The following is a 16,360-nucleotide window of genomic DNA, read 5'->3' on the forward strand; positions in this document are numbered from 1 at the left end:
TACTTTATCGAAACAAATTTTTAATAATTTATCCGCAAGATTATTGTCATCAACATGGAAAATTTCCGCATCAATACTTTATCTTGTTCATCGAAATTATGCTTTTAATTATCGAAATATTTTCCTCATAAAAAGTATTTGTCTGAACTGATTCACAAACAATCCATTCCTTCTACAATCAGTAAATATTATAAAACTTTCAACATAATAGTTTTAAAATCTTGCTTCCTGGAACTTTTACCTATTTCAATTTGATAGTCTCCTTTTTGTACTGTCATGTCGGCTTGCTCATCACTCCACCATTTTAACTCCTTATCTCCCACCTTAAATTTCACCAAAACCGTTTCACCACTTTTTATAAACACTTTTTTTAATGATCTTAAATTGTGAATTGGGCCTTGAATGTCATTCACTTTTTTCACATACAACTGTACGGTCTCATAACCGTCGACAGTACTTGTATTAGTAACCGGAATGGTAAAAGCAACTGAATCCCCAATCTTCATTTTTCTTCTCTCTGATTTAATTTTCCCATATTTAAAATTGCTGTAGCTAAGACCATATCCAAACGGATAAAGCGAATCACCGCGAAAATACCTATAAGTGCGTCCTTCCATATTGTAGTTTTCAAAATCGGGAAGCTGATCAATATTCTTATAAAAAGTAATCGGCAGACGTGCAGAGGGGTTATAGTCTCCAAAAAGAACATCCGCCACTGCCTTTCCACCTTCCTGTCCCGGATACCAGGCCTGTATAATTGCAGCGCTATACTCAGCGGCTTTTCCCAAAGCGATTGATGATCCTGAACAGTTGATGAACACAACTGGTTTTCCTGTTTTATGAAGTTCTTTAAGAAAATTCAATTGTACTTCTGGAAGATTAATGTCTGTACGGTCGCCTCTTTTAAATCCGGGAAGATCAACTCCCATCTCTTCTCCTTCGAGTGATGGCGAGATGCCACCTGCAAAAACGATTATATCTGCATCTTTTATTTTATTTAATGACTTTTGATAATCAACATCCTCATTGTAGCCAATATCAAAATTAATCTGGGCATCACCGCTGCTATGGGCGAAGATTATCTTTATATGATAAGATTTTCCACTTTCGCCCTGAAAACTATAATTTAATTTTCTTGCTCCATGTCCGGTTTTAGCTTCTTTCACCAACTTATCATTAACCATCACTGCCACTTTTCCATTCACATATAATTGAAGGGTCACCACTTTCGATTTCAAGGGTTGAAATATCGTTTCATACTCAGCTGAAAAACCGGTTAGGTCAACACCTGTTGCAAAAACAGTATTTCCGGAAGTACAAAGATTGAAAGGGTGTGCAAGATTTTGGATCATCTCCGGAGAACCTTTAGTTTCCGTATTATTCCAGTATGTTGCAATAACTCCTTTTTGATTTTTAAAAGAACATTCACCATATGCACTTTCAAAACCAGTATTTTCTACCAGCCCTGTACCCTGTTCGAAAATTATATCTGATGTCTTTTTTGAAGCCGATCTGATCCCATCAAGAATAGTAAACGTTTTCTGGGGTGTACCATTATAATTTCCCCACTGCATCACGGGATCATTAGCATTGGGACCCATCACCGCAATTTTTATTCCGTCTTTTTTGAGTGGCAGTACATTATTTTTGTTTTCCAGCATGACGATTGATTTTCTTGCAGCTTCCAATGCAAGTTGGGCGTGCTGCGGAGATGCGATAACAGAAGGATCTATTTTTGACCATTGATTATCTTCCAAATCATCCATCTCACCAAGCCTGAATCTCGCGAGTAATAATCTTCGGACAGACACATCAATATCACTTTCATTAATATCGCCATTGATGACTGCTTCCTTAAGTTTTTTGTAGCTGGAACCGCACTCCAGATCGGTTCCGCTCAAGACGGCAGCAGCTGAAGCTTTGATCGCATCTTTATGGGATTTGTGTGCATTTTCTTTGTAAAAATCAGCAATAGCTCCACAATCGGAAACCACAATTCCTTTAAATCCCCACTTTTTTCGTAATATTTGAATTAACAGCCGGTCGCTGCCACAGCACGGCTCGCCTTCGAAACGATTATATGCACACATCACCTCCTGAACATCACCCGATTTCACCAATTCTTCGAACGCAGGAAGATAGGTTTCATAAAGATCGCGAGGTTTAATATTTTTTGCATCAAATGAATGCCTGTTCCATTCAGGACCTGAGTGAACGGCAAAGTGTTTTGCACAGGCATGGATTTTATCATACTGATCGGTATATCTCGGCCCTTGTAGTCCTGTAACAGCAGCCACGCCAAGTAGTCCTGTAAGATAAGGATCTTCACCATAGGTTTCTATGCCCCGCCCCCATCGAGGATCTCTCAATATATTAACAGTGGGAGTCCACATGGTCAGACCTTGGTATCGTTCATAATTTCCCTGTTTTGCGAAAATCGTATTTTTTGCTCTTGCTTCATCTGATACTGCATTGAATACCCGATAAACAAGATCTTCATCAAAACTAGCAGCCATACCAATTGGTTGTGGAAATACAGTAGCCAACCCTGCTCTTGCTACTCCGTGCAAAGATTCGTTCCACCAATTATATTTTTTAATACCAAGCCTTTTGATTGGCACTGAAGAGTCCTGCATCAGACTTATTTTCTCTTCAAGCGTAAGCCTTTTCAAAAGATCTTCAGTTCTATAGTCAAATCCTAACATCTTGTCTTGATAAGCATATTTTTGAGCTTGAAGATGCCCAAAAACTAAGAATATGACTGACACATAGAATAATTTATACAAAACAAAGTAAATCTGCGAAATCGATTTCATTAATTTTTCATTTGTATAATATTAGTCAAAATTTACTGACTAAACAAAATTGGATATGATCAAAAAGCATATCCTCTATTAGAACGATTACCTGAATCCCAAGGGCTAAAGTGTTGTCTTGCTACTAAATAACTTACCGAAGGACTGTAAATTTTCAAAACTTAATTGGATAGTAATTTCTGATACAGACAGATTGGTCGTCGATAATTTTCCTTTTGCTTTTCCGATCAACTTCTCTTGTACCAGTTGCTGCGTACTTGCCCCGGTCAGTTCTTTGAGTAAACTGCCAGATAGCTTGCTGATATATTGAGAGAAGATAAAAAATACTCTTAATGATGATCGCTTTGACATCAATTTCAAGCAGAGATTATTTCCGGATATTTAATATAACAAAAAATTCAAGGTTTCAGACTGCAAACCCACTATCAATATAGCGTTTTTTCAAACTGCTAAAAAATTTGACAAGTGGAACACCACGTAAAAATGTGCTATAATATACTACTTTTGTATCTCTCACCTATTCTCGAAATACCGAAATTTGTACTGTGATATTAGAAATCAGATTATGAAACATTATAACGACATCAGCGATTTTAATAGGGACATCGGGGAAAAGGCTCCCGAACATCCACTATTGAGTGTCATAATTGGGCATAGAAACGATATCACTGATGAGGATATTATTTTTAGTGCCGGTTTTTATATGATCTCTTTCCGACGATTTGTCTCTGGGAGCATTACCTATGGTAAAAAGGAATTTGATCATCAGAGGGGAAAAATGTTTTTTTTTAAACCCCACCAAAAAATTACATTTAAAAATGTAAAATCAGAAGATGATTGTTTCCTGATTTGTGTGCACCCTGATTATTTAGCAGGGTCTGTTTTGCAGAAGGAGATCAAAAACTATGGTTTCTTTGATTATGAAGCTAACGAATCGCTTTATCTTTCACCTGCTGAAGAGGATACAGTCTGGAATTTGGTACGCATTATGAAAAAAGAAGTACATAATAACACTGATGATTTTACGAAACTCATTATGCTCTCACATCTGGGAACATTATTGACCTATTCGCAACGTTTTTATAAAAGACAGTTCATTCACCGATTAGAAATTACCGGAGCTTATGCAGGCAGGTTTCAACAGTTGCTGACAGAATATTACAATAATCAAAGCTCATATCAATCAGGTCTCCCTACCGTAGCGTATATGGCGGAAAAGCTAAATGTATCTCCCCGCTATCTCAGTGACCTCCTTAAGCAGGAAACCGGAAAGACGGCAATGGAGCTCATCCACATTCATTTGATCGATGAAGCAAAGAATCTTTTGATGGAGGGAAAAATGAATATATCCGAAATATCTTTTTCCCTGGGTTTTGAAAATGCCAACTATTTTGCAAGACTTTTTAAAAAAGAAGTAGGAATTCCTCCCAATACTTTCAAAGATAATCAACTAAACTAGAATAACAGAACATCAGATTTTATTTAATACATACCTCAAATATATTATTTGAGCAGGTCAGCGTTGATCTCATCGCCCTGATTACACTATAACAATTTAGTACAATACTACATAAATAATTACCTATAATGAAGACAGAAACAAAACAACTATTCGAAAATTTCGAATTTAAAAACGGTATCATAACAAAGAACAGAATTGCAATGGCACCTATGACAACCTGGGCCAGCAACGATGATTACACCATATCTGACGATGAGATCAAACATTACGAAGCCCGGACCGGTAACGTTGGATTGGTCATCACAGGATGTACCAGAGTAGCAGCAAACGGAATCGGATTTAACAATGAATATGCCTCCTATGACGACTCCTTTTTACCAAGCCTGCAAAAACTGGCAACAGCTGCAAAAAAAGGTGGCTCACCAGCAATACTTCAAATTTACCATGCCGGGAACAAAGCAGTTCTGGATCTGATTCCTGATGGGATTCCTGTAAGTGCAAGTCCTGTTGCGTTAGCACCATCGGCATTTTATGCGGGAGGTGTTGTATCACGTGAACTGACCAATGAAGAAATCCTTGAAATGATAAAAGCTTTCGGTGAAACTACCCGCAGAGCGATAATGGCCGGTTTTGACGGCATTGAGCTGCATGGCGCTCATGGATTTCTATTGCAGAATTTCTTCTCTCCATATTACAACCAACGCGAAGATCAATGGGGCGGATCTGCCGAAAAAAGATTGAATTTTGCCGTAGAGGTACTGAAGGAAATTAAGGATGTCATTAAGAAATATGCTGACAGACCATTTTTGATAGGTTATAGAATTTCACCGGAAGAGCCTGAAAGTTATAGGGTAAAAGATACTTTTTCACTCATTGATAAACTGATTGAATCTGGTATTGACTATCTGCACGTTTCGCTGGCTGATCTGCTTGCACAAAAACCTCTTGATGATGAGAATGGAGATGCTGTTATTTTAAAAATGATACTAGATCACGTTGACTACAGAGTTCCGGTGATTGCTGCTGGCGGTATCAAACAGTACGAAGATGCCATCGAGGCAATAAATTTGGGTCTATCATTGGTGGCGGTTGCCCATGGACTTATCATCAACCCAAATTGGGTAGAGCTCGCAGCGAATGAAGAAAAGGCAGATGAAGTTTTAAGTTTTTCAAAGGCTGATCAACTTGCAATACCTAAAAAGCTTCAAGCATTCATTCACGTAGCAAAGGGCTTTTTCCAAGTAACCGACTAAGCTACGTATTATAAATAATGTCCATGAGCAACTGGAATATCGCTCAGGATATGACGGAGCATCAACGAAAGACGTTTACTTATAAGATGTAAACAGCGGATAACTTTATTGTTTATCCGCTGTTGTTATTAAACCCATCGAATGAAAATAATAAGATCTATTTTCTTAATTCGGTTTCAAAACCTTGGCTGTATCGATACAGTTGAAAATTGTAATTGTCGTCAAGATCACACCCCATATTATAGATAAACTGATTCTTTTACTTAAATTAGCATTACCAAAGTAGATTATGGAACTTAAATCAGACAAAACTACAGCACTTAAAAATAAAGGGGATCATAGTTTAGAAAGCCCAATGAATTTTGTTGACAATTTTGAAATTCTTGATTTAAGTAAAGTAGATGACAATCATTTTTTTTCTTTCAATTATTCCCGAAAAACATTCTACACAGCCACCTTACTGCAGGGAGATTATACTATTGAATTTGAAGAGAAGACTATTGAGATAATTGGCAATACATTACTATTTACCACTTCCAAAATTCCATTTGGTATTCATTCACCAAAGGGAGTTTATAAAGGAGTAAGCTGTATTTTTAAAGAAGATTTTGTAACTAAGAATAACAGTGGCTATCGTCTGTTAGAATTTCCAATATACAAGCCAGGCAGGCAAAATATTTATTCACTAACCGCTAACCAAGCCGAAAATTTCACAGCTATTTATGCTAAGATTTTCGATGAAAAGCTCGATCACGGAAATTATAAAGAAAGTCTGCAGCGCAACTACCTTCTCGAACTTATTTTTAATGCCCAGAAGCTTGACCCTGTAGCATCCTACATCAAGAAAAACAATACCACTGAAGAGATAGCATGCTCATTTATAAGACTATTGGAATCACAGTTTCCCATCGACAGTCCACAAGATGTTATTAAACTAAAAACTGCCGGCGAATTCGCAGAACATTTATCGCTGCATCCCAATTATTTAAACCGTCAGGTGAAGCTTTCAAAGGGAAGAACTGTTAGTAATATCATTAATGCAAGGATGGAACAGGAAGCAAAGATTCTACTGAAACTCACCAATTGGAATATTGCACAAATTGCCAATTCATTAGGCTTTGAAGAACCATCCCACTTTAATACATTTTTTAAAAAACATACGAAAATAGCTCCTACAGATTATAGAAAATTAAAAAGAGATTAGCCATAATTCACTTTTTAATTAAAAAGTTTGATTTTGGTAAGGATTGGTTTTAATTGCGTTATATCTTGAAATGTCATTAGTGCGACCTTTGTCTGATAATTTTAAAAATAATTAAAAAATGACAAAAATAGCATTAGTTACCGGCGGTAACAAAGGAATTGGTTTTGAAACAGTGAGACAACTTGCAGCGCAAAACATTAAGGTTCTGCTAGGTGCAAGAAATGAGCAGGAAGGTAAAAAAGCTGAAGAAATCCTTCAAGACGACTCTCTGGATGTAGAATTTATAAAGCTAGACATCAGTGATTCTCAGGATATTGAAAATACCAAAGCCTACATTGAAAGAGCATACGGAAAGTTGGACATTTTGGTCAATAACGCCGCAGTGTTTCTTGACGGTGAGTGGTTCGGCAATAACGTGGAGTCAGTACCGATGAAAACACTTCGTGACACCTTTGATATCAATTATTTTGGAACAGTAGAACTTACCCAAGCATTGTTGCCGCTAATTAAAAAAAGTGATGCAGGTCGTATTGTAAATATCAGCAGTTTATCTGGTTCATTTGGAGCTCATCTTGATAAAAATCACTGGCTGTATCAATTAAAACCTTTTGCGTACAGTGCTTCTAAAACTGCATTGAACCAATTTACGGTTTTCCTTGCCAATGCACTTAAGGAAACCAATGTCAAAGTAAACGCTGCAAGTCCGGGATGGGTCAAAACATCCATTGGATCAGATGAGGCACCACTTACACCGGAAGAAGGTGCAAAAACAGGAGTTGCATTAGCTTTACTAGATGATAATGGTCCAGCAGGAACTTTTTCTCAAGCAGGTGAAAATATAACTTGGTAATTCTGAAGTGAAAGTATTGCTGACGTGCCATGCATCAGGCGATACTGCAAGCTTTAATTCCAACCATTTAAAATACTAGACTATGATACCCTTTTCCAGAAACTTAAATCAGCAGGGCAATGGTCATTTGTAATCAGCCGAAGTTCTATGGCTTACAAAAGCATCAAAATGAAATGAAAGTGAAACGCTGAAGTATCAAAATCACTCCAGATCAAATGAAGAAAAAGCGGCCAGAAGCCGTTTTTTTTAAGTAAAAATATATAAACTTCTTTTTAAAATAATAAACTCATCTCCGACTTGAAAACATCTAAAAGCAACTATTTTACCATATGGTAAATCAACTGCCAAAGCCTTTTGCTAATTTTGTATTAATGAAAGAACTCACCAGTTACATTTTACAGTTTGGTAATTTAAACCAACAACAGATTGACTTTATTCTCAGCAAGGCAACGGAGATCAGCCTTCGTAAAGATGATTATTTTTCGGAGGCCGGGAAAATCCCAAAACAGGTCGGATTTATTCTGGAAGGAGTCGTTCGTTTCTGCTATTACAACAATAAAGGCCACGAAATCACCCATCATTTCATTGATGAGAATAATTTCGTGTCGGATCAGCAGAATTTTGAGGCACAGATCGTCGCTACCGATTATATAGAAGCTGTCACTGACTGTAGACTCCTTGTTTTTTCAAAGAAAGACTGGGATGAGATTGGAAACACCATCGTCGGCTGGCACGCAATCACCAATCTGATTCTAAAAAACTGTCTTCTCAAAACAATTGAAAGAAGAAGCCCGTTGGTTTCAGAAGATGCCACTACCCGCTATCTGACATTTATTGAGAAATTTCCGGCCTTGGTCAACAGAATTCCGCTTTCTTACGTTGCCTCCTATCTGGGAATTACCCAACAATCGCTGAGCAGAATCAGAAAAAATATCCGCTAAAATTGCTTTTTACCATTTGGTAAACGTTATCATTCAGCAGATTCCGAAATTTGTATCATTAATTTAAACAAAATAAAAATGGACAAAAAAGTAGTTCTGATAACAGGAACAAACAGTGGATTCGGATGGCTTACAGCGCACAGCGTAGCCGCATTGGGACATAAAGTATATGCCACAATGAGAGATATCGAGGGAAAGAATGCTGAAAAAGCAAAGGCTTTAGGACAAATAGAAAATATAACCGTTCTGGATGTTGCACTAACTGATGAACAAAGTGTAAATAATGCTTTTGACAAAATTATAGCTGCAGAAGGTATCATTGACGTGCTGGTCAACAATGCAGGAATTTCTATGTTTGGCGTGGCCGAAACTGCTACTACAGCAGATTTACAGTATATGCTGGAAGTAAATACGATTGCGCCCTGGAGATTAATGAAATTAGCGTTGCCTTTTATGCGCAGACAGTCTGAAGGTTTGATCATCAATGTGTCAAGCGGCTGGGGCAGATTTTCCGCACCTTTTTCAACTGTCTATGCTTCTTCAAAATTTGCGTTGGAAGGTTTGAGTGAAGGACTACATTATGAACTTCGCTCATCAGGAGTAGATGTTGCGATTATTCAGCCGGGAGCTTTTCCTACTGAGATGTCACAAAAGCTTGGGGTTGGTTCTGACCCATCTGTCAGTGATGATTATCAAGCCATCGCAGACCTTCCTAATAAAATGTTCAGTGCAATTGGGGAAATGTTTGAAAAGGGGAAACCCAATCCACAGGATGTTGCTGATGCAGTGGTTAAACTGATCAACACGCCTCAAGGACAAAGACCATTGAGAACCGTGGTTGATCCATCGACAGGTCATATAGTTGAAGCTGCAAACGAAGCTATTGCAACTCAATACGCAAAAGTTTTAACAGCTTTTGGAATGCAGGATCTTTTGGTTTAAACAATCTTGTAACAATAAAAATCAGTTTATTAAGCCCTCTGATAATAAGATTAATACCACTTTATTATTTAAAATATTCCTATCATATTTTCTTACTATTTTGTATAAATAAAAGAAATTTTGATGGGAATCATTTTTTTTTACGACATTTGCATAACCAGTTATATAATTGATTATTATAAGCATTTTTGATATGAAAGCATCTCATACAGAATATATAAGAGCAGGAATTCCCAAACAGAATCTAATGAAGCTTTATAATGCCTATGCAGGCATCATTGAAGATGGTTTTGTAGAAGTGATCATTCCACGGCAGGAATCTTTGATCAGAGGTGCCGGATTTTTTTATGGAGGTGTCTTGGCAGCGGCTGTTGATACGGCTGCCTACTTTTCTGCTGCTACACTTCACGAAGAAGATGCTTATTTTGTCACGGTCGATTTAAAAATAAATTATCTGAATCCTGCTCAGGGTGAGCTCCTAACCACTGCAGGTGAGGTCATCAAAAACGGAAAGACCTTGATCATCTGTAAGGCCGATTGCTTCACCATTAATGCTGGCTCCAAAAAACTCGTTGCGACTTCTTTGGTGACTTTGATGAAAATCCAGAAATAAAAACAAAAAAATCCTCAACATGTCTATCCATACAGAAAATAAGAACAAGATTACCACGCTTCAGTTAACCAAAATGAAGCAAAACAAAGAAAAGATCAGTGTTCTCACCGCTTACGATTTTACGATGGCACAGATCATCGATAATGCAGGAATTGATGTGATCCTTGTAGGCGATTCCGCTTCCAATACAATGGTCGGAAACGCCACCACCCTTTCCATCACGCTTGAACAGATGATCTTCTACGCAAAGTCGGTGGTGAACGGGACGAAGCGTGCATTGGTCATCGTCGATATGCCATTTGGAACCTGCTCCGGCGACCCTATGAGATCTTTGGAAGCTGCTATCAAAATGATGCGTGAAACCGGTGCTGATGCGATAAAGGTTGAAGGTGGGTCGGAGATCAAAGACGATGTAAAGAAGATCATTGATGCAGGAATTCCTGTGATGGCTCATTTAGGTTTGATGCCTCAATCGATCAATAAATACGGAACGTATGCCATCCGTGGAAAAGATGAAAAGGAAGCGGAGAAGTTGATGCAGGATTGTCTTCTGATGGAAGAATTGGGCGCATTCGGTATTTTGCTGGAGAAAATTCCGGCTAAATTGGCAACTGAAATTTCGGAAAAACTCAAAATCCCAACCATCGGGATCGGTGCAGGCTCAGGAACGGACGGACAGGTTTTGGTCATCCAGGATGTGATGGGAATGAACAAAGAATTCTCTCCTAAATTTCTTCGCAGATATGCAGACCTTCACAACATAATGACAGAAGCGACGCAACATTATATTTCTGATGTGAAAGCACAGAAATTCCCTAATGAAAATGAAAGTTACTAATCAAATAAATATTTGCTAAAATGGTTTTTTTTAATAGAACAGGCAAAATGGCTTTAGGAAGCAGACTTCGCCTATTGACCTCAAAAGTCACAGAAGATGCCGCAAAGATCTACAAGTTGTATAATGTCGATTTTTCACCAAAATGGTTTCCTGTCTTTTTCATTCTTTCTGAGGACGGCGAAAAAACAATCTCAGAGATCGCTGAACAGATCGGGCATTCTCAGCCTTCTGTTACCAAAATAGTAAAAGAAATGGCAGCAGCAGGACTCATCGAAAACAATCTTGAATCTACCGATAAACGCAGAAATGTAGTAGGTTTGACTGAAAAAGGCGTTAAAATCTCACATCAAATTATTAAGGTACAATGTGCAGACATCGATCTGGCGATTGACGGAATGATCAGTGAAGCCAACCACAATCTTTGGGAAGCCTTGGCTGAATGGGAATTTTTACTTGAGCAAAAATCACTTTTGAAGAGAGTGCAGGAACAGAAGAAAATCCGTGAAAGCAAAGATGTGAAAATTGTTCCATATAAGGCAAAATATCAATCCGCATTTAGATCTCTGAATGAAGAATGGATCTCGAATTATTTTGAAATGGAGGAAGCCGATTACAAAGCACTGGATAATCCTGAGGAATATATTCTAAATAAAGGTGGGAAAATATTTGTCGCTTTGTACAAAGATGAACCTTTGGGCGTTTGCGCCTTAATTAAAATGAACGACCCGGAATATGATTATGAAATGGCAAAAATGGCTGTTTCTCCGAAAGCACAGGGGAAAAGTTTAGGTTCTTTGTTGGGAAATGCGGTCATTGATTCTGCTAAAGAATTGGGAGCATCAAAACTGTATCTGGAAAGCAACACGATCCTTAAACCTGCCATCAACCTGTATCACAAATTGGGTTTTGAAAAGATAACAGGCAGACAGACACCTTACCAACGCTGCAATATTCAAATGGAATTAAAACTAAAAGACTGATATGTACGACAGAATTAAAGAAAGCTTCGATAAACAAGGTTTGATGAAAACCCTTAATGCTAAACTGGTTAGCGTAGGACAAGGTGAAGTGAAGATTTCCTGTGAATTCTCGGAAGGGTTGACGCAGCAACACGGTTTTTTCCACGCCGGAGTTGCTACAAGCATTGTAGACAGCGCCTGTGGCTATGCTGCATTGACGATGGTGCCCGATAATATGGAGGTACTGTCGGTAGAATTTAAGATCAATTTTATAAAACCTGCTAAAACTGACAAGCTTATCGCCATTGGAAAGGTTTTGCAATCCGGAAGAACCTTAACCATTTGCGAAGGCTACGTCTACGATAGTTCCGAAGAAAAACTGATCTCTAAAATGACCGCCACGATGATTGCTGTTAAAAAATAGACTGATTTATGGTACAGATAATTGGTTACGCCGCTTTAACTTTAAACCTCATTTCGATGTCGATGAAGAATATTCTCTATCTGAGGGTTTGCTCGCTCACCGCCAATGCGATCTATATTGTATATGGTGTTTTGATGAACGCTCCTCCAGTGTTTATTGGATGCTCGATCGGTGTGCTTCTGCATTCCTATTATATCTATAAAATAATGAGATCGAGACAACAGAGAAGAGAACAATCCTTTAACAATCAGAATATTACTTAAATTAAAAAAGCTTTATGACATCTTAAAAATGCCTTAAATTTCACTCAAGTCAACTGTTATTAGGATAAGAGTTTATAAGTTTGCAGAAGAATTGATAATTGATAATTAATAAAGATCAAAAATGAGTAAGAGTGTTGCAATTTTGTATCAGGCGCAAGAACCACCTTTAGTAGATGGCATTAAAAAGCCGATGAAACCGGGCGGATATTCCGACAGCGGTGCAGATATCGCTTACTCGTTGAAACAGCAAGGCATCGAAGTCATCACACCTATAGAAAGTCCTGCGGTAGAGACCGACCTCGATTGGGTTTTTCCTGATACGAAGGAAGGCATTAAAAACGCAATGGAAAAGGGAGCGAATGTACTGTGGCTGAACACGGTTCTTTTTACAGGTCATCCGATCGAAAAGGCAATTTCAGAAGGGATTTCCATAGTTGGACAAATTCCTGCAGATGCGGAAAGATTTGATGACAAGTGGCAAACCAATTTACTCCTTACAAAGCATCACATTCCTATTCCAAGATCCATATTGATCACCCAGGATAATTACAATGATTTTAGCTTAAGCTTTCCATTTCCCGTTGTTGCAAAACCCATCAGAGGAAGAGGAAGTCAGGGCGTTTCTATTGTCAATAATGAGTCTGAATTAATTTCGGTGATTAAAAATATGTTTGATTCTCATCGATATGGAGATGCGTTATATTTAGAAGAATTCCTTCAGGGAGAAGAGATTACGATTACAGTAATGACACCGGGTGACTACGTAATTGGTAATAAAACTGTTAAAAAAGATAAACATTGGTCACTTCCTCCGGTTAAGAGATTTAACCATCAAGACGGAATCGCCCCGTACAATGGAACCGTTGCAGTCATCAACAACAGCGCTGTACTGACGGATGAAGAAATACAAGATCCCGCAGTTCAGAAAGCAATGCTTGAGTGTGAAAAAGCTGCAGCTATCGTCCTAGCAAAAGCGCCTGCCCGTATCGATTGCAGAGCCAATGACAGAGGTGATTTCCTATTGTTCGATTTGAATATGAAACCCAATATGACCGGTGCATCCCGACCTCAAAGGCAAGATCAGGACAGCTTGACCGCGCTTGCTGCGAGGAAGATCGGCTGGACATTTGATGATTTGATTTTGAATATGCTGAATCAAAGCTGGCATATTTCATAATTCCCATTGCATTCATTATTTACTACTTATTCATTTTGATGATATCAGAATGACAAAACGCTATGAAAAATTCTTTATATATTTTACTTTCCTTCTTCTTACTGACAAGTTGTGTTTCGCAGAAGAAACAAAGTCTGAGGCAGAACATTTTAACCTTAAAAAACAGTTACTGCCAACCGCCTGAATCTTACGATTATGAATACAATTTACCTTCAAAAAATTCAGATTCCATTTTGTACGCCAATCGAGACCTTAAACCATATTTCAAAGACCAGAGTATTTTGATCCTCAATGCGCTGAGCAGTTTAGATGAAGCCAAAGCGATTGTTGACCTTAAAAAAAATCCCAGTCCTAATTCCCAGCTTGAAATTTTGACACTTAAAAGTCAAATCGATGGAAAAGTGAACATTGCTTTGACCGAATTGAGTTCTGTGACCGCAGAATTTGACTGTGAAGGAGAACGGGTTGAACAAATGGCGCGGTATGTCGATAATCTCAACCAATCCAGAAACAACAAGCTGATAATCGCATCAATCGTCACCGGTGCGGTATCATCGGTCGTTGGTGGAATTGCCAGCAATAACTCCTGGAAAGACGGTTCTCAGATTGCCGGAGGTGTTTTGGGAGCAGGCTTCGGTTTGGCAACCCTCAGTCCCAAAGGCCGTAAAACAGAATTTTACCATCACAGAAATATCCTGCGAGATATTTGGACAGAGAATTTGAAGGACAAAAACTTCCCACCATTCATCTGGTATATGTACACCGAGAAAAAATTCTCTCCCGTTGCCGGAAAATCAATGCTGGAAAACATTAAAAGCAGATGGCTGCAATATCAGTTTGATGACAAAAAAGAATTGGCAGACCAATCGATCATCTTTTCTGACGGCGGAAAATATTATTCTGAAGAACTTCACAACCGAGTACAGATGCTCAATCAAATGCAATCCATCACCCGAACGATCAACCAAAGCATCAATTACCTTCTGCTAGACCTTGACAGAATGTTATATAAAAATTAGAAAAAAAAAATCTTTAAAAATAAAAAATGGGCACCAACTCCATTCCGTTGTTTTAGATAACAAAATAGCAACATTGAATGCCGTTAAAAACCTTTAAAATATTATCAACATAAGAGTAAATTATTTGGATAGAGGCATGAAAAGTCCACAAAAAACCGAACGGCGCCAACTTAAGACAAGTGGCGCCATTTTTCATATTTTGTTCCTGAGGTCATCATGATTTCAATTAGAAGTCATTACTTTAAATATTCCTCTTCTGTCACAGGCAACAACCAAACCACCGCTTCTTTGTCACTGCTTCCAATGGCCAAATGAGAAAAATGACTATCAATACTTGCGCCGTGCCAGTGCTCAACATTGGGTGGACATTTGATAACATCGCCTTTTCGTAGAATTTTCTTTGGCTGTCCTCTTTCTTGATAGTAACCTACTCCATCCGTAACTAAAAGAATTTGTCCCCCCGGATGTTTATGCCATCGGTTTCTCGCGTCCGGCTTGAAAGTGACATTGCTTACCGTTATTGGGTTCTCAGGATCATTTGTTACCAACTTTTTTAGGTAAGCTGTTCCTGTAAAATTTTCGTTCTTTATCTTTCACCTTTTTCAAATAAAGTTTTAGATTCATACATCTCTGAACAAACTAATTGAAGAATGATGCATTATATGGTCACTTTTTTTTGAAATCTATTCCTGTTCATAAGCAGAACAAGATCTCTAAGAATACCTTCGATGTATAATGAATATTACATACCATAACATATTATCCCGAAGTCAGCATTTAACCAATATTTTGTACTTTAATGAAAAATTAATTTCAAAAGTTCACTTTATATCAACATAAATCCTTAAATTTAAGATACCGAACCATTTCATTATATTAACATGTACGCTAAGTGTATGGTGCTTTTTTGTCTTTTTGGACTTTCTGCACTTTTATCTGCACAGTCTGCAGACCAAAATCGCATCAATATCAGAATTTTTCCTTCTCAGGTCTTATCAATTACTACTGCAAAAGATTTACAAAATACACATCATATTAATACAATAAAACAAGCAATTAAAGAAAAGGAATTATTGGCATCCAACTTATACGGTTACCAGATCAAATTACTGAACGAGAGCCAATTTTCCACAAAAAATATTGATACAACCAAAGTAATTGAAAGTAAAGCAAATTGTAATTCTCAGTCCACACTTATCTATTCCAAATATTCTTCAGGAATAAATCAAAAAATCTCTACTTCGCATATTATTAACTCGCAGAAGGAAGCTGTTAACAAATGCTTCACATCTCAAAGCGAAAAAATGCTTGTTTATCTGATCATTACACAATAACTAATTAAAAAATTATTAATTTTCTGTTATGAGATAGATAACAGTAAGTAGGATGAATAATTTCACACTTAATTACATAATCTGTATATGATTATAATATTCCGCAAATAAAATAAAAAAATTGTAATTATATTTAAACATATAATCTTATGTTTAAATTTATAAAAATTCAATAAAAACTGGTTTTTAATACAAATTCGTTAATTTTTACAAAAGTTTTGTCGTTTTTCACAATTCGTAAGCGATAACATCGTCTTATCTTTGC

At 37.5% G+C, this 16,360-nt stretch carries 16 protein-coding genes; 14 read left to right on the forward strand and 2 right to left on the reverse strand.

Annotated elements, in window-relative coordinates; all coding sequences use genetic code 11:
* Window positions 1-188: 188 nt before the first annotated feature.
* Window positions 189-2,816 (reverse strand): xylan 1,4-beta-xylosidase, encoded by a 2,628-nt coding sequence (gene xyl3A / locus AR685_RS03830; RefSeq protein ID WP_059123784.1) that lies wholly within the window; start codon window positions 2,814-2,816, stop codon window positions 189-191.
* Between the two features lie 565 nt (window positions 2,817-3,381).
* Between xyl3A and AR685_RS03835 the strand changes: the two genes are divergently transcribed.
* From AR685_RS03835 to AR685_RS03890, 13 genes are all read left to right on the forward strand, one after another.
* The gene (locus tag AR685_RS03835) at window positions 3,382-4,275 is read left to right on the forward strand and encodes an AraC family transcriptional regulator (RefSeq protein WP_059123785.1); all 894 of its coding nucleotides are present in this window, start codon (window positions 3,382-3,384) and stop codon (window positions 4,273-4,275) included.
* 128 nt (window positions 4,276-4,403) lie between these two features.
* On the forward strand, window positions 4,404-5,531 hold the full coding sequence (locus tag AR685_RS03840) for an NADH-dependent flavin oxidoreductase (protein ID WP_059123786.1): 1,128 nt from the start codon (window positions 4,404-4,406) through the stop codon (window positions 5,529-5,531).
* A 289-nt stretch (window positions 5,532-5,820) separates the two neighbouring features.
* Window positions 5,821-6,735, forward strand: coding sequence for an AraC family transcriptional regulator (locus AR685_RS03845; protein ID WP_059123787.1), 915 nt, complete (start codon window positions 5,821-5,823; stop codon window positions 6,733-6,735).
* A gap of 118 nt (window positions 6,736-6,853) precedes the next feature.
* Complete coding sequence (locus AR685_RS03850; RefSeq protein WP_059123788.1) at window positions 6,854-7,585, forward strand: SDR family oxidoreductase; 732 nt, start codon at window positions 6,854-6,856, stop codon at window positions 7,583-7,585.
* A 371-nt stretch (window positions 7,586-7,956) separates the two neighbouring features.
* Window positions 7,957-8,526, forward strand: coding sequence for a Crp/Fnr family transcriptional regulator (locus AR685_RS03855; protein WP_059123789.1), 570 nt, complete (start codon window positions 7,957-7,959; stop codon window positions 8,524-8,526).
* 78 nt (window positions 8,527-8,604) lie between these two features.
* Entirely contained in the window at window positions 8,605-9,468 is an 864-nt protein-coding gene (locus AR685_RS03860; protein WP_059123790.1) for an SDR family oxidoreductase, read from the forward strand.
* A gap of 193 nt (window positions 9,469-9,661) precedes the next feature.
* Window positions 9,662-10,081: a PaaI family thioesterase gene (locus AR685_RS03865; protein ID WP_131777593.1), complete on the forward strand. Its 420-nt coding sequence runs from the start codon at window positions 9,662-9,664 to the stop codon at window positions 10,079-10,081.
* Window positions 10,082-10,100: 19 nt separating this feature from the next.
* Window positions 10,101-10,919, forward strand: coding sequence for a 3-methyl-2-oxobutanoate hydroxymethyltransferase (panB, locus tag AR685_RS03870; RefSeq protein ID WP_047442993.1), 819 nt, complete (start codon window positions 10,101-10,103; stop codon window positions 10,917-10,919).
* 20 nt (window positions 10,920-10,939) lie between these two features.
* Window positions 10,940-11,899, forward strand: a complete 960-nt coding sequence (locus AR685_RS03875) for a GNAT family N-acetyltransferase (protein WP_047442992.1) — start codon at window positions 10,940-10,942, stop codon at window positions 11,897-11,899.
* A 1-nt stretch (window position 11,900) separates the two neighbouring features.
* The gene (locus AR685_RS03880; RefSeq protein WP_047442991.1) at window positions 11,901-12,302 is read left to right on the forward strand and encodes a PaaI family thioesterase; all 402 of its coding nucleotides are present in this window, start codon (window positions 11,901-11,903) and stop codon (window positions 12,300-12,302) included.
* An 8-nt stretch (window positions 12,303-12,310) separates the two neighbouring features.
* Window positions 12,311-12,565, forward strand: a complete 255-nt coding sequence (locus AR685_RS17995) for a hypothetical protein (protein ID WP_131777594.1) — start codon at window positions 12,311-12,313, stop codon at window positions 12,563-12,565.
* A 121-nt stretch (window positions 12,566-12,686) separates the two neighbouring features.
* A complete protein-coding gene (locus AR685_RS03885; protein WP_059123792.1) occupies window positions 12,687-13,742 on the forward strand; it encodes an ATP-grasp domain-containing protein in 1,056 nt (351 codons plus the stop codon).
* Window positions 13,743-13,804: 62 nt separating this feature from the next.
* Window positions 13,805-14,761: a hypothetical protein gene (locus tag AR685_RS03890; protein WP_047442989.1), complete on the forward strand. Its 957-nt coding sequence runs from the start codon at window positions 13,805-13,807 to the stop codon at window positions 14,759-14,761.
* Window positions 14,762-14,997: 236 nt separating this feature from the next.
* Here AR685_RS03890 and AR685_RS03895 read toward each other — a convergent pair whose 3' ends face one another.
* Entirely contained in the window at window positions 14,998-15,309 is a 312-nt protein-coding gene (locus AR685_RS03895; RefSeq protein WP_228376388.1) for a cupin domain-containing protein, read from the reverse strand.
* Window positions 15,310-15,657: 348 nt separating this feature from the next.
* Here AR685_RS03895 and AR685_RS03900 point away from each other — a divergent pair, with 348 nt between their 5' ends.
* Window positions 15,658-16,095 carry a hypothetical protein gene (locus AR685_RS03900; protein WP_047442988.1) on the forward strand — a complete coding sequence of 146 codons (438 nt, stop codon included), beginning with the start codon at window positions 15,658-15,660 and terminating at the stop codon, window positions 16,093-16,095.
* Window positions 16,096-16,360: the final 265 nt, after the last annotated feature.

The organism is Chryseobacterium sp. JAH (assembly GCF_001507335.1).
GTDB lineage: Bacteria > Bacteroidota > Bacteroidia > Flavobacteriales > Weeksellaceae > Chryseobacterium.